Below are 15044 nucleotides of genomic sequence, written 5' to 3'. Positions count from 1 at the left end.
CTAAAATCTACAATCTACAATCTTAAATAATAAACCTATGAAAACCATTAAAGGACCCGCGATATTTTTGGCGCAATTTGCAGATGATGCAGCCCCATTCAACAATTTGAAATCAATTTGTGAATGGATGGCAAATGTTGGATATAAAGGTGTTCAGATCCCCTCATGGGATCCTAGGATGATAGACCTTCAAAAAGCTGCAGAGAGCAAGGATTATGCAGATGAAATCAAAGGTGTTGTTACAGAAGCAGGCTTGGAGATTACCGAGCTTTCGACCCACCTTCAAGGTCAATTGGTAGCTGTTCATCCGGCTTACAATGAGCTTTTTGATGGATTTGCACCTGCAAATCTTGCAGGTAACCTAAAAGGAAAGGCCGAATGGGCAACCCAGCAACTAAAGTACGCAGCTAAAGCTTCATCTAACCTTGGACTTACAGCACATGCAACATTTTCAGGAGCGTTGATGTGGCATACTGTATATCCATGGCCACAAAGACCGGCAGGTTTGGTAGAGACAGGGTTCACTGAGCTTGCAAAGCGTTGGACTCCTATTCTTGATGAGTTTGATCAATATGGTGTGGACGTTTGTTACGAGTTACATCCCGGAGAAGACTTACATGATGGGATTACTTTTGAGATGTTTTTGGAAAAAGTAAACAATCACAAACGAGCAAATATCCTATATGACCCGAGCCACTTTGTATTGCAGTGTTTGGACTATTTACAATTCATTGATTTTTATCATGAAAGAATCAAAATGTTCCACGTAAAAGATGCTGAATTCAACCCTACAGGCAAGCAAGGCGTGTATGGAGGCTTCCAAGGCTGGGTAGAAAGGGCAGGAAGATTTCGTTCATTAGGTGATGGACAAGTAGATTTTAGTGGTATCTTTAGCAAACTTTCCCAGTATGACTTTGATGGCTGGGCAGTCTTGGAATGGGAATGTGCCATCAAGCATCCAGAGCAAGGTGCAATTGAAGGAGCCCCTTTTATAGCTGATCATATCATAAGAGTAACTGAGAAAGCTTTTGATGATTTCGCCGGCACTGGTGCCGATGAAGCATTCAACAAAAAAGTTTTAGGTATTTAATTAACAAAATTAATTCGCATGAAAATCGCAAAATCAATGGCTATGGGAGTGATCGCAATCTCGACCTTAGCATATTCTTGTGGAGGAGGGAGTTCCTCGGATTCTTCTTCAGAGTCATCAACAACAAGCTCCAGTGCTCCTGCTCCGGCAGCTTCACAAAGCTTGGAAGATAAATACAAAGATGATCCGGTATTTGTAGCGGGATCTTCTAAAGCTAAAGAGGCAGGCTGTACTGCTTGCCATATGGTTGAGAGAAAAATAGTAGGTCCTTCTTATGCTGATGTTGCAGCCAAATATGAAAACACTCAGGAGAATGTCGAACTCCTGACTTCCAGAGTGATCAAAGGAAATGTAGGAGAATGGGGTGAAGTTCCCATGCCGGCGCATCCTCACCTGGACAATTCAGACGTGGAAACTATTGTGAAATACGTTTTACTTCTTAAAAAATAATGATGAAAAACCTTGGTTATACCCTGATGTTTTCGGCTACCTTGGCTTTTTCTTGTGGTGGATCGTCCGAGCAAACAGTAGAGACTATTGAAATTGAATCTGAAGAAAACGAGTGGGTTGACCTATTTGATGGTCAATCATTCGATGGTTGGAAAAAATACGGAGGGGGTGATGTAGGAAAAGCTTGGAAAATCCAGGATGAAACTATATTTCTGGATGCCGCCAATAAAGAAAACTGGGAAGCAGGTGATGCTGGTGATATTGTGACTGTGGAAGAATTTGAAAATTTCCATTTCCAGTTGGAGTGGAAAATTGCAGAAAACGGAAACAGTGGTATCATATTTCTTGTACATGAATCAGAGGAATATTCTTATCCTTGGATGACTGGTCTGGAAATGCAGATTTTGGATAATGATGGGCATCCTGATGCCAAAATTGTCACTCACAGAGCGGGAGATCTTTATGATTTGATCGAATCAAGTGAAGAGACTGTCAAGCCCTTGGGTGAATGGAATCTAGCAGAAATTATCGTCAACCAAGGCGAATTAGAGCTTCATTTAAACGGTGTTATGGTTGTCTCCACAAGTCTTTGGACTGCAGAATGGGAGGAAATGGTAGCAGGATCCAAATTTAAGGATATGCCTGGTTTTAGTAAGTATAAAAAGGGTAAAATAGCCCTCCAAGACCATGGTGATGAGGTATGGTTTAGAAATATCAGAATCAAACAACTTTAAATAAAAAAACCGGAGGAAACTCCGGTTTTTTATTCGTTAACTGGATAGCCTTCTTTTTTCCATTCTTCGTAACCACCCCTTAAGTTATATATTTTTTTGAATCCTTTTTCTTTCAAAAGCTCAGCAGTTTTACCGCTTCTTCCACCAACAGCACAATACACATAAATTTCTGAATCTTTCGGCAAACGATCTAACTGTTCTGAAAAATCAGCACTCGAGAAATCTATTTTTTTAGGTTCTAAAATCACTCCATTGGTAATTTCCTCTTCTGTTCGGACATCCAATAAAATGCCATTTCCTTCAGTGATCAATTTTTGGAAAGTTTCGTTATCTACCTGTTCTACCGCCATGTCATCACTCGTTTGTTTGTCACTTGCGCAGCTTATCCAGGTGAGCGAAATCATGATCATAGAAGCTATTGCCGTTATTTTATGAGTATTCATCTCAAATCTTCAGTTTTTGGTTTTTTGTAAACTTATTAAAAATTATCTTATCGAACATAAAGGGTAAAATCTAAATTTAGGATAAATAAGTTCACTTCCAGATAGATTAAAAGTTTTAAATTAGAAATAGTGGAATTTTATTACAACCTTGGAATATTGCCTCCGCCCTTTCTAAATCAATTTCTGTAAGTATGAAAATTCTGAACTCCACCATAGTGTTACTTCTGCTCTTCGGTGCATGTAGTCCTCAAAAAAACAATGAAGAACAAAGTGAAAGCACGACATCCCAAACTTCCTGGAAGCGGACCTCCATTGCTGAAATAGAAGAAGGGATCAAAGCATATATTGACAGGGAAACTTCTGCAAATGGAGGTTATTTTTTGGTCAATGATGAGAAAAGGCAATTACGGCTAAAGTTGGTCAGGGTACATACTGAGTATCTTTCCAATTTAGGTCCTGATAGGCATTTTGCCTGTGTGGACTTGGCCGATGAAGAAGGAGACGTGTATGATGTCGATTTTTTTCTGGAAGGGAAACCTGGGGAAATGTTGGTTACAGAAACTTCTTTGCACAAACTCAATGGCAAGCCATTCTATACCTGGAAACAGGTAGTAGATAAAACCTGGAGGAGGGTGCCTGTGGAGGAAGCCACCACAGAATTACTAGGAGTGATAGAGGGGGACGATAAATTCGAATTTAGATATGAGGCTATTGTTCCTGATATCAAAGAGCAAGCTAAAGTATGGATTCCACTGGCAAAAACAGATAACTTCCAAACTGTGAGCATTGTGTCAATGGACTACCCCGGAGTTCACAAAATCCTCAAAGAAAAAGAATTTGGTAATGATATACTCTATTTGGAGCTGGATGCAGAGCATTCGGGTGAAAAGATCGAAGTGATATATGAAGTATCAAGAAAGGAAAAATCACCTTATGATTCAGAGCTTGAAATCGACCCAAGATACTTACAACCAAATTTATTGATGCCCATAGGAGGGAGGTTTAGCGAAATAGCTGCTGAGGCTATCAAAGGGAAGGAAAAAGAAGGAAAACTTATGCAGGCAAGAGCATTGTATGATTACATCATTGACAATATGCGTTACATGAAATTTGGTGAATATGGGACTGGTAATTCTGTATTGGCATGTGATTCCAAAACCGGTAATTGCACAGAGTTTCATTCTTTGTTTATATCCCTGGCCAGGTCCATCGAAATACCTGCACGATTCTCGATAGGAGCCTCTATTCCTTCTGACAGAAATGAAGGAGGGATAGATGGATATCATTGTTGGGCTGAATTCTACGCAGATGGGAAATGGTGGCCAGTTGATATTTCTGAAGGAAATAAATATACCGCTTTAGCAACATACTACTTTGGTAGACACCCCGCCAACAGGATTGAATTGAGCCAAGGAAGGGATTTGGTGGTTGAACCTTCACCATCAGGTGGTCCGATTAATTTTTTGGCCTATCCTATTATGGAGACAGAGGAAGGTGAGGTTTATCCAAAGACAAGTTTCTCCTTTGTAAGGAAGAATTAAAAAAGGCAACCATTTGGGTTGCCTTTTAATTAATCGTTTGAAGGATGTTCCCCTCCCTCTGATGGGTGCTCATCACTTGAAGGATGCTCTCCTCCCTCGGTCGGATGCTCTTCTTCAGCAGGGTGCTCCTCTACTTGTTCAGTATCGGATTCTGATTTCTTTGGTCCACAAGATGTAGTGGCTACAGCAAATAGAAATCCAAATGCAAATACAAGCGTCAAACTTGACTTAAAGCTTTTAGAGATTTTCATTGTAAATGAGTTTGATTGGTGATTTTATAAGTTTACGAATCTCTAATGTAATAAAAAGCTAAGCTATTTCAATAATCTATCCCCGAGTTTCCAAATTCTTATAATTCCAATACTACTATAGTTTCCAGAGGTTTGCGCTTGCTATAAGGTATAGTGAGTAGAATGCCCTCATTTGATTCAGAGTATTTAATCTTACTATTGTCAGAGAATAGTTTTGCAGATTTCACCTTTTTACCCACTGAAGGGATCAAAATAGACTCATCTTTCCAGGCCAGCAAGTGTACAAATACCTTGTTGTCTTTTTGTGTGGTGACGCCCCAAGGTCTTGGTTCTACAGGACCTTTTCTGGTTCCGTAAATAGTTTCCCCGTTTTTCTCTAACCAATTCGCCATCACCATCAAGGTATCTACATTTTCAGATTGGATTTTGCCATTGGGCAGAGGTCCTGTGTTCAGTAGGAAATTGGCACCATATCCAGCAGCTCTGATCATGGTTTCCAATAGTTGGCTGGAACTTTTGAATCTTCTGTCCTTAATGTTGTATCCCCAGCTGCCGTTCATGGTTTCGCACATTTCCAAAGGCAGTTCCTGAGAGATTTCAGCACCTTTATTGAATCCCATGGTGTTTTCTCCAGGCAAATCTCTTTCGAACATCTGAAAATCTTCACCAGGAAAGGGTGCCAAGTGATGATTGGATCCTATTAGCGCACCTGGTTGTAAGCTATGTATATGGCTGTAGATTTCGTCCAAGTACCAATTTTCATCGTATTTGTCCCATTGGCCATCAAACCAAATCCCACCGATTTCACCATAATTGGTCAGCAACTCAGTCAGTTGGTCTTTCATGTAATCTATGTACTTTCTCCATTCTCCCGAATCAGGTCTGCCTGTGTATCCTTTTCCGGTACTTCCTCTTGGATAGTAATCAGGGTGATGCCAGTCCAATTGGGAATAATAGAAGAAAAGTTTGATACCTTCCTTATCACAGGCATCTTTGAGTTCTTTGAGAACGTCACGTTTAAACGGCGTCTTTTTGACAATGTTATAGTCAGAAGCTTTGGAGTCATACATCGCAAATCCATCATGATGCTTGGACGTAATGGTAATGTATCGCATCCCGGCTTTTTTGACCATTGCTACCCATTCCTCAGCATCAAATTCAATGGGATTGAAAAAACTAGGTAAATTTTCATAAGCTGTAATGGGGATCTGTTTTTGGTTCATAATCCATTCGGCAATTCCCATGTCCCCGCCACCAGCCATGACGGAATAGACCCCCCAATGTACAAAGAGCCCATACTTGTTGTCCTGAAACCATTCCCGGTTTTTGAGATTTTCTTCAGTAGGTTGGTAGTCTTTTTGTCCAAATACTTGAAAAGTAAAAAGCATGAACAGGCTTAATATCGTAAAGCCTTTTTGGAAGATAGTGCTCATTGGTTCTTGGGTTAAATGTATCCTAAAATTTACTGAAAAATTGGCGAAAAATGTATGTATCACCCAAATATGGTCAAGATAGTACCGAATACGGAAAATCTGAGAAAATATGAATCATGTTAATCAGTACCAGCTTTCTCAGGAAATCAAAAAATCTGTCCAAATACGAAGAAAAACTGGGAATCTTCAGCAGACCGTGCGTAATCAAATCTGAGAATGGTGGATTGGTTCCAGGCAATCCTAGCACCCAAGCCAGGGTTGTATTTGAAGCCACGAAGATTGATCTGTTCAAGGCCATCCCAAACCCTGCCGAAGTCAAAAAATGGTACTGCTGAAATTTCAAAATCCTGATCCGCCCATGAAAATGAACTCACTCGGCTCCTAAGTTCAATATTCCCCATTCCCATAGCCAACCCCCCAAACCTGAACTTCTTAAAGCCTCTCATGGTATCTTCACCACCAAGTACACCTATTCTGCCTTGACTTGCACTCCAAATGTCAAATACCTCTCTGAAGAAAACCTGCGGACCACCAATGGTACTAAGCATCAGTCTGCTGGAAAGGATGTTTTTGTTAGGTAAAAAATGTAAAACCTCCTGAAATTGCATCCATTGCAACTGATGTCTGCTGTAATGAAAATCAGAGCCTATCCAAGGAGCTGTATATCCAAGGGAATATTCCAGCAAAGTCCCTCGGGTAGGGTCAGGTTCAAAGTCTCTGGTGTCATAGATAAGTCCTGCCTTGAATTTGACAGAGAAGCCTCCTTCATAACCTGTAATATTATTCTGGACCCAGTAAGAATTGGGATCACCTCTTTCGGCCTGTGAAAAATCCCGGGTAATCAGTGTAAGACCATTAGTGGCTTCTACGCGGTTTCCTTCTTTGTCAAGTGCTCTGTCTTCTTGTTCAAAATCATAAGGATTATACCTTAGATCAATGACTCCGCCTGCAAAAACAAGTCTGAGGTCTCCTTCCATGTAGGTTCTTTCTACAATAATATCCAATGCGTATTTGGTATAGCGATTGTAATGAAAGTTCCTGTCCGTGTAATCTACTCCCGGGATCTCACCATCCCATGGGTTTTGCATTGGTCTGATCACGGATAGAGCCCTTCTGTAATCGTCGTACCTTGCATTTGTGACCGTTTCCCCTGTTATTCTGTCTACATAGGACAAAGGTTTCAAGGAGCTTTCTCCCGGTGTAAAATAAATTTTATTGGGATTGTCGGAAAATGAAAACTTAGCTCTCACTCGCCATTTGGTATTTAAAAAATAGGGCATGTCCAAGCCCAAGCCTGCTGAAACTTTCCCAAATTGAGTATAGCCCACAGAAAAGGTGATTCTCTCCCGGTATGGAGTATATGCAAAAAAGGGATCGTCAGCAGTTCTATTGTTGAAAATCTCACCATCTGCTCCTATACCAATTCCCTGAATTGGGTCATAGCCCAATCTCGGTAGTCCGGTTACATACCAGCCTTCTTTTTTGGATTCAAGCCTTTGATCAGACAACCTTCTCTTTTCACTGATAGGAAAGGGTAAGGAGTCATTCTGTGCTTGACTCGTGGAATAAATAAAAACGGCAAAAAGTGATAAAATAATTTTTTTAAAAGACATTGGAGATTATTTGGTTCTCTATTCATGCGTAAGAATCATCGCCTCAAGCCTATTGTAGCACTTTTCAGCTAGGTCTATATAACCGTCATCTTTTCGGTATTGTTCGGGGCTGATAGGTTTTGAAAAGTAAATGTGGACCACGCCAGGTCTCATTAAAAGGGATCCCCTGCGCATAATCAGATCAGCTCCGATGACGGCCATGGGCATAATCTGGGTACCTGTTTCCACAGCGATCCTAAATGCGCCTTTTTGAAAAGGTAAAAGTGTTTGTCCTGTATCGTTTCTTGTTCCTTCAGGGGCGACTACAACGGAAATCCCTTTTTTCAGAATCTCCATTAAAACTTCTACGGAGGCCTTTCTGGAAGCAGCATCCTTTCTATCTACCCATACCGCAACTCTGGATACAATCAATCCGAAAAGCGGTACTTTTGACAGCTCTTTTTTTCCTATAGCTCTCACTTCCTGACGAATAGCCATAGGAATGACTGGTGCATCTATAAATGAACGGTGATTGAAAATATAGATGTAAGGTTTCTTGGAATCTATGAATTCCTGACCATGAACCCTATACCTTATCCCTATTAAAAAAGACCAGGTGCTGGCCCAAAGCCGGATAAAAATAAAGGAAATTTTCCCTCCCCTGGGGCTTAAAACCAAGGGTAAAATGATAAAAAGCCCAAAGATGATCATCAAAAGGACGAACATCAATGCAGCATAGGCTGTATATATCCATTGGAAGATTTTCATAATCCTTTGACTTTGATTACTTTTGAAACATCGTAAACAAATCTTTCACTCTTTGCTTGCAAAACAACCCCTGAAAGCGTTTTTCAGGGGTTCCTTTTTTTTAATACTCCAGTAAATTCTTCAGCTTATCGGAAAATCGCTCCACAGGAAGAAAGTTTTTTTCCAATGTGGGTGCAAATGGTACTGGAGTGTCCAAGCTTCCTTCCCTCATTACGGGAGCATCCAGATACTGGAAGCAATGTTCTGCTATCCATGCACAAATTTCCCCACCAATACCTCCTGTTAGACAATCCTCCTGCAGGAAAATAACCTTGCCTGTTTTTCTCACAGTTTTTTCAACGGCATCTTTGTCCCATGGCAATAAGGTTCTCAAATCCAGAATATCTGCTTTGCAGCCTAGGGATTCAGCTGTAGATTTTGCCCAATGTACCCCTATTCCATAGGTGATAATGGATACCTCGCTGCCTTCTGTGACTAATTTTGCCTGGCCAATTGGTAAGGTATAATAGTCATCAGGGACTTCTCCAGTGAGAGACCTGTAAAGCGCCTTGTGCTCGAAGTACAAATAGGGGTTGGGATCTTCTAAGGCAGCATTAAGCAGACCTTTAGCGTCATACGGGTTAGATGGATATACAATTTTCAGCCCTGGAGTATGGAAAAACCATGCTTCGTTTGACTGGGAATGAAACGGGCCCGCAGCAACTCCCGCACCTGTAGGCATCCTGACAACCACATCTGCATTTTGCCCCCAACGGTAGTGAATTTTTGCAAGGTTGTTGACTATCTGATTAAATCCTACTGACACAAAATCTGCAAACTGCATTTCTACCATGGCTTTATATCCTTTGATGGAAAGCCCAAGTGCAGCTCCGATAATGGCACTTTCACAAAGCGGTGTGTTTCTTACCCTTTCTTTGCCGAAGGCCTCGACAAATCCATCGGTGATTTTGAATACCCCACCGTAGGTTCCGATATCCTGACCCATCAACACCAGATTTGGGAACTTTTGCATGGATTGTTTCAGTGCATCCGAGATGGCATCTACAAATCTCAATTCTCTGGATTTATCAGATTTAGGTAAAATTGGAATCTGAGAAAAAGGAGCGTATAAATCAGAAAGTTCTTCTTGGCTATCAGCTGTGATTGAACTTTCCGAAAAAGCCTTGTCCAGTCCTTCATTGATCAGTTTTTTGATCTTGGCATTCAGTTCTTTTAATATGGGCTCGCTGAGAATGCTCCGGTCCAGCAAAAATTTCTCATAATTGAGGACAGGGTCTTTTACGGCCCAGGATTCCATCAAATCTTTAGGGACATACTTGGTACCAGAAGCTTCTTCGTGTCCGCGCATTCTGAACGTCATGGCTTCGACTAAAATAGGTCTTGGGTTTTCCCTGATGTCTTCAGCCAGTTTTTTGATCATGGAATATACTTCCGCTACATTGTTTCCATCAATTCTGTAGCTTTCTATTCCGTATCCGGGACCCTTGTCCGTAAAATTTTTAAAGGCAAATTGCTCTTCACTGGGAGTAGAAAGTCCATAGCCGTTGTGCTCTACCACAAAAATAACCGGCAGCTTCCAGACTGCAGCCACATTGAGTCCTTCATGAAAGTCTCCCTCTGAACTTGCCCCGTCTCCCGAAAATACCAAGCAGACTTTTTTTTCATTGGATAGTTTATGTGCCAAGCCAATTCCATCAGCAATGGCCATTTGAGGGCCTAAATGGGAAATCATCCCTACTATATGGTGCTCAATAGAACCAAAATGAAAAGAGCGGTCCCGGCCTTTGGTAAATCCGGTTTTCTTACCCTGAAACTGTGCAAAAAGTCTTGACAATGGAATGTCCCGGCCTGTGAATATTCCAAGATTCCGGTGCATGGGCAGGATGAATTCGTCTTTTTCCAAGGCATTGACCACTCCGATAGAAATGGCCTCTTGACCCCATCCGCTAAACCATTTTGAAATTTTTCCCTGCCTTAACAGAATAAGCATTTTTTCTTCAATCCTCCTGGGCATCAGAAGAGATTCGTAGAGTTGTAGGTGGGTTTCTGTGCTTATCCCTTCAATGTCAAATTGGAATTGGTTTTCTGCGGTTTTTATCTGGGTCATATCTGTAAATTTTCACACCAAATTAGATGAAAAAAGCAATGGAAAAAACTGCCCTTTCATTTTTTGACCTTTGGGTATCACAGGAACACCTTTCAATAATTCTTCATCTGTATTTGAAATCGTACCGTCCGCAAAAACATTGAGCACAAATGCCCTTCTGCTTCTTTCGGAGTGATTGGGATAACTGCCATGCACCATCAAAGGATGGTGAAACGTTGCATGGCCAGCATTCAATGGAATGGCTACCGGATTAAAATCTTTCAGCTGATCTTCTGTCATAAAAGCTTTCAGACCATCCATCTCTCCAGCCAAAGCAGGCTTTTCCAATAAGCCCCAAGTATGGCTTTTGGGGATGTAATGCAGACAGCCATTTTCTTCGTCAGCATCATCCAACCCGCACCAACAGGTCAAGTGCTGCATTTTGATCGTTCTGGTCCAGTAGGAATAATCCTGATGCCAAGCCACTACACCACCATGTTTGGCAGGCTTGCAGAACAGCTGATCGTGCCAAAATCTTAAGCCCCTTTCTCCCAAAAGTTGATGTGCGGCCATAACAAAAGCAGGGTTCCATATGGCATCATGGAAGGCTTCTGAAATTCTCCAATGTCCCAGAGAGTGAAAAAGAACTGTGTTTGGGTCTGAAGATTCGTTGCTATGATACTCATGGAAAAGGTGGTTGAGGGGATGCTCTGGATCTTGTAGTTTTTCGAGCTCGGTTCGCAAAACTTCAATTTGATGCTCATCCAGTAATTTGATACCGCTTAGATAACCATATTCATGAAAGAACTCCAGTTGGTCCTGGCTTAGTCTATACTGTTCCCATTCTTTAGGAGATTGGGGCCATGGGAATAAATCAGTGATGGGTTGATGGATTTGGGATAGGTCTCTCATAGGTTTTTTGGATTGGTTTAAAAAAGTAAGAAAAAGGAGGGAGGTAAAAAATGTTTTTTTCTTAAATAGTGATGTTAGTGTTTTAAGTTTACACCTTAGTAAGGATTACAATAGTGGGGATTCCTAGATATTGAAACCTATTCATTTTAAATTATTGCCACCTCCGGATCGGAATAAGGAAATCTGCTAAGGCCCAACGGACATTCAGTTCGTCTTTAGCTTTGATGGCAATTTCCAGAGGCTCAAAGCCACTTGATACTTGCTTTACACGAAACAGTAAGGTTCCATAGGAAGAATCCCTATATTCAAGGCCATTGTTATTCGCCCATTCCAGTATGTTGGCTTGATCATCGGGTTGATGAGGCATGATAGATATTCCATTGATTAAGGTCCAAGGTGTAGTGTCAAAAATACCTTCCCCTTCCGGTTCAAACCTTGGAGTAGCGGCTGAAATCGTTTCATTTTGATTGAGGATTTTCAGAGCTTCAAATAAGCTTTCACAACTTAAATTTTTTAAAAGCACCGGAAACCTCCTTAAGGTATTGCCCTGTGGGAAAAAAGTATCATCCAAAAAATCATATTTAGCAAACAAAGTTTCAATTTGAGCTTCAGGATTTTCAGGATCCTGAAGTTCTATAAATACATTTCCAGGGATTGGTCTTAAGGTATAAATATCTTCTCCACTGCCATACAAAAAGGACTCCCCACAAGTACCTGTGGGGAGGTCGGGATCATCAGCACAAGATGCCAAAGTGAAAAGTAAAAGTATTAAGAATGCTATGGGATTTTTGGGCATGGCTTAAAGTTTTGACGGATCTCCAAGCTTACCCATGAACAAAATGGCACCGCTGTGTTTTTCCTGAATCATGAAGATAAAAGGCTTGTCCAAGGTGAGGACTCTTGGTGTTGAAGAACCACTGCTTGAAAGTTCAACTATTTCTACTACAGTAGCTGCCGCTGCTTCACTTCCTTTTTCATCCACCTCGATCAATGCATCATGGATCACGCGGGATATTTTCAACAAGTCAGTAGGATTGTCAAACAATTCAGTAAAGTTGTCTTCGTGAAATCCAAAAGGTGTCACCAATCCCATCGCAGACAAGTCATCTGCCAGGTTGTCGATTTTGTATCCCATTTTGAATTTGGGCATTTTTAGGATAAAGTTGGCCTCCTGGCTTTCTTCCTTCCATTTTTTATAATTGTCAAAAGTGAGAGCTGCTGCCGCTTGATTGAGGTCTCCTGATTCATTGTACAGGATTGCCATGTTGTACTGACCTGTGCTGTAGGGGATTTCCAGGTATCTGTAGCCATTTTCGCCATAAACTCTAAATGTGGCTGCTTTGTCCAGATCCATCATATCTACCTGAATGGGCGAGTTCGGGCTAGGGTAGAAGGGTTCTTTTTTGGTTTTTTTGGAATCAAACTGGTATTTCCAATCGGCTTTGTAATGGATGGCATTGACCAAGTACATGACTGCATTGGGAGGAATCATGTCCAGAATATCCCTGATCATGCCTCTTGTTTTTTTCTCCACCCAATCATTGATGACTTTAACCGAATTTGGGTCATGCATTGGCAATGGGGCGATTTCGGCATCATAAAAATCATTGGCTATGGATTTAAATGGAGCTTTCACCTGATATCCTTCTTTGTACCAAATGGCATTGGCAATCGTCAGGTCAACTTTTGGATCTACTTGGGTTAAAAACTGTCTTAAGTCTCTGGATCCCCGATTGGCCTCGTCTACACTCAGATTGTCGTAGCGCAAGGTTTTGATATATTCCTGGAGCACAGGGTTTTCATTACCGTTCATGGTCATGGAAAGTGCCTGGTGAATGCTATAGGGGCTGAAAAACTGGTTAGGCTCTTGCTCATCATTGAGCTGATGAAACAGGTCAATGGCAAAAAGGCTACAGGCCCCTGAAAGCTCCTGCTCTTCCGCCGATAGTGTTCTTAAATTGGCTTCCCTCGGAATTTGCTCCTGATTCTCTATACAGGATGATGCTAGTAAAACTAAAATTATGAGGAAAATAGCTGGAGTTTTCATGACTCAAATAATTTGGTTTACAGCCACAAGACGCCAGCTTTGTTCAGAATGCTACAGGTTTCATCAAAATTTTGATTTTTCCAAAGCCCTTTCTATATCCTTGGTAATGTCTTCGTGATGCTCAAGCCCAACGGATAGCCGGATAAGCCCATCAGAGATTCCGACTTTGGCCCTTTCCTCTTCTCTCAGTTTGCTATGTGTGGTAGAGGCAGGGTGCGTGATGATGCTTCTGCTATCTCCCAAGTTGGCGGTGACAGATATCATCTGAAGCTGATCAATAAACCTTTGTGCCCTGGCTATGCCACCTTTCAGTGAAAGTGTGATGATTCCACCACCCAGTTTCATCTGTTTTTGGGCAAGATCATATTGAGGATGGCTCTTTAAAAACGGATATTTGACATTTTCCAATTCAGAATTCCCTTCGAAATACTGTGCTACTTTCAATGCACTCTCACAATGCCTGTCCATTCTAACTGCAAGTGTTTCCATACTTTTGGCCAAGATCCAGGCATTGAACGGAGAGATGGATGGTCCTGTATGTCTGGCAAAAAACTGCACCTCTTGGATAAGCTCTTTTTTGCCCAATATCAATCCACCCAATACCCTGCCCTGTCCGTCAATGAACTTGGTGGCGGAATGGGTTACAATATGGGCACCCCATTTGGCAGGTTGCTGTAGGTATGGGGTTGCAAAACAATTGTCCACTACTAGTATCAGTTTGTGCGCTGCTGCAAACTTACCTGCCCATTCCAGATCAATGATTTCTAGTCCTGGATTGGAGGGTGTTTCTATGAAAAGCATTTTAGTGTTGGGCTGAAGCAGTTTTTCCCAATTGGCAATATCTGAAATATCACCATAGGTAGAACTGATCCCCCATTTTGGAAATACCCTTGTCAAAAGCTGATGGGTGGAACCAAAAAGAGAGCGGGATGCCAGAATATGATCTCCCTGTTGCAGCAATGCTGCCATACTGCCAAACATTGCCGCCATACCGGAAGCTGTTGCGATACCATCTTCCGTCCCTTCAGCAGCACAGACTTTCTGGATAAGGTCAGTTGAGTTTGGATTAGCGTATCTGGAGTAAATATTCCCTTCAATCTCTTCCGCAAACATGGCACGGGCTTCTTCTGCAGTGTCAAAAGTAAAGCTGGAAGATAGGTACAGCGGGGCAGAATGTTCTCTTTGATTGGATTTGGAAGCTGCTATGCGTATGGCGTCGGTTTCGAAGTGAGGCATGGGGTGTAAAATTGATATATAGTAGAAATAGGGTAGAAATATATTGAAATAGGGTTATGGATATTGATCGATACTGGTGGATATTTGGGGATATTGATTTCGCAAATTGTATATGGCATGAGTGAATTTTAAAGGAAAATGGAGTTTAGGCTTCACCCGAGCGAGTAAGGTGAAATTATTGAAACTTGAAATAAGGTTGAAATACAGTGGAAATATATTGAAATAGGGTTGGAGGCTAGTATTAGGTTTGTCCAACCTTTGAGGTCTTTTTTTGACCTCGAAGATTTCTGTCCGGGAGAAGACAGGGTTGAATTTAAAGGGACTTGAAATATATTGAGGCTGGACTTCCCAACTCTTTGTACACCGTACTTTGTACTTGGTACTTAGTTCAATAAGGAGCGTACCCAAATACAGTACTCTACCGAATCCCTTAAATAAAATGAAAAGCTGAATCAATCGCA

At 41.4% G+C, this 15044-nt stretch carries 14 protein-coding genes; 4 read left to right on the top strand and 10 right to left on the bottom strand.

What is annotated here, in order from left to right:
• Positions 1-37: 37 nt before the first annotated feature.
• Genes A33Q_RS17265 through A33Q_RS17255 form a run of 3 tightly spaced genes read left to right on the top strand, consistent with a single transcriptional unit; the run spans position 38 to position 2274 of the window.
• Positions 38-1090 carry a sugar phosphate isomerase/epimerase family protein gene (locus A33Q_RS17265; RefSeq protein ID WP_009035751.1) on the top strand — a complete coding sequence of 351 codons (1053 nt, stop codon included), beginning with the start codon at positions 38-40 and terminating at the stop codon, positions 1088-1090.
• An 18-nt stretch (positions 1091-1108) separates the two neighbouring features.
• Entirely contained in the window at positions 1109-1540 is a 432-nt protein-coding gene (locus tag A33Q_RS17260) for a c-type cytochrome (protein ID WP_016255474.1), read from the top strand.
• 2 nt (positions 1541-1542) lie between these two features.
• A complete protein-coding gene (locus A33Q_RS17255) occupies positions 1543-2274 on the top strand; it encodes a 3-keto-disaccharide hydrolase (RefSeq protein WP_040490624.1) in 732 nt (243 codons plus the stop codon).
• 29 nt (positions 2275-2303) lie between these two features.
• On the opposite strand, the gene A33Q_RS17250 is transcribed toward A33Q_RS17255, so the two are convergent.
• On the bottom strand, positions 2304-2717 hold the full coding sequence (locus A33Q_RS17250) for a rhodanese-like domain-containing protein (RefSeq protein WP_009035754.1): 414 nt from the start codon (positions 2715-2717) through the stop codon (positions 2304-2306).
• Between the two features lie 191 nt (positions 2718-2908).
• Between A33Q_RS17250 and A33Q_RS17245 the strand changes: the two genes are divergently transcribed.
• A complete protein-coding gene (locus A33Q_RS17245) occupies positions 2909-4258 on the top strand; it encodes a transglutaminase-like domain-containing protein (protein WP_009035755.1) in 1350 nt (449 codons plus the stop codon).
• 29 nt (positions 4259-4287) lie between these two features.
• On the opposite strand, the gene A33Q_RS17240 is transcribed toward A33Q_RS17245, so the two are convergent.
• From A33Q_RS17240 to A33Q_RS17200, 9 genes are all read right to left on the bottom strand, one after another.
• Positions 4288-4509: a hypothetical protein gene (locus tag A33Q_RS17240; RefSeq protein WP_009035756.1), complete on the bottom strand. Its 222-nt coding sequence runs from the start codon at positions 4507-4509 to the stop codon at positions 4288-4290.
• A gap of 98 nt (positions 4510-4607) precedes the next feature.
• Entirely contained in the window at positions 4608-5942 is a 1335-nt protein-coding gene (locus A33Q_RS17235) for an alpha-L-fucosidase (RefSeq protein WP_009035757.1), read from the bottom strand.
• Between the two features lie 146 nt (positions 5943-6088).
• On the bottom strand, positions 6089-7555 hold the full coding sequence (gene omp85, locus A33Q_RS17230) for an Omp85 family outer membrane protein (protein ID WP_009035758.1): 1467 nt from the start codon (positions 7553-7555) through the stop codon (positions 6089-6091).
• An 18-nt stretch (positions 7556-7573) separates the two neighbouring features.
• On the bottom strand, positions 7574-8302 hold the full coding sequence (locus tag A33Q_RS17225) for a lysophospholipid acyltransferase family protein (protein ID WP_009035759.1): 729 nt from the start codon (positions 8300-8302) through the stop codon (positions 7574-7576).
• A gap of 100 nt (positions 8303-8402) precedes the next feature.
• The gene (locus tag A33Q_RS17220; protein WP_009035760.1) at positions 8403-10409 is read right to left on the bottom strand and encodes an alpha-ketoacid dehydrogenase subunit alpha/beta; all 2007 of its coding nucleotides are present in this window, start codon (positions 10407-10409) and stop codon (positions 8403-8405) included.
• A gap of 12 nt (positions 10410-10421) precedes the next feature.
• Positions 10422-11300 carry a phytanoyl-CoA dioxygenase family protein gene (locus A33Q_RS17215; RefSeq protein WP_009035761.1) on the bottom strand — a complete coding sequence of 293 codons (879 nt, stop codon included), beginning with the start codon at positions 11298-11300 and terminating at the stop codon, positions 10422-10424.
• 151 nt (positions 11301-11451) lie between these two features.
• Complete coding sequence (locus A33Q_RS17210) at positions 11452-12096, bottom strand: hypothetical protein (protein ID WP_009035762.1); 645 nt, start codon at positions 12094-12096, stop codon at positions 11452-11454.
• 3 nt (positions 12097-12099) lie between these two features.
• Positions 12100-13347: a serpin family protein gene (locus tag A33Q_RS17205; protein WP_009035763.1), complete on the bottom strand. Its 1248-nt coding sequence runs from the start codon at positions 13345-13347 to the stop codon at positions 12100-12102.
• A gap of 63 nt (positions 13348-13410) precedes the next feature.
• Positions 13411-14583 (bottom strand): trans-sulfuration enzyme family protein, encoded by a 1173-nt coding sequence (locus A33Q_RS17200; RefSeq protein WP_009035764.1) that lies wholly within the window; start codon positions 14581-14583, stop codon positions 13411-13413.
• Between the last annotated feature and the right edge of the window lie 461 nt (positions 14584-15044).

The organism is Indibacter alkaliphilus LW1 (assembly GCF_000295935.2).
GTDB lineage: Bacteria > Bacteroidota > Bacteroidia > Cytophagales > Cyclobacteriaceae > Indibacter > Indibacter alkaliphilus.
This window is presented reverse-complemented; position numbering and strand designations above follow the sequence as displayed.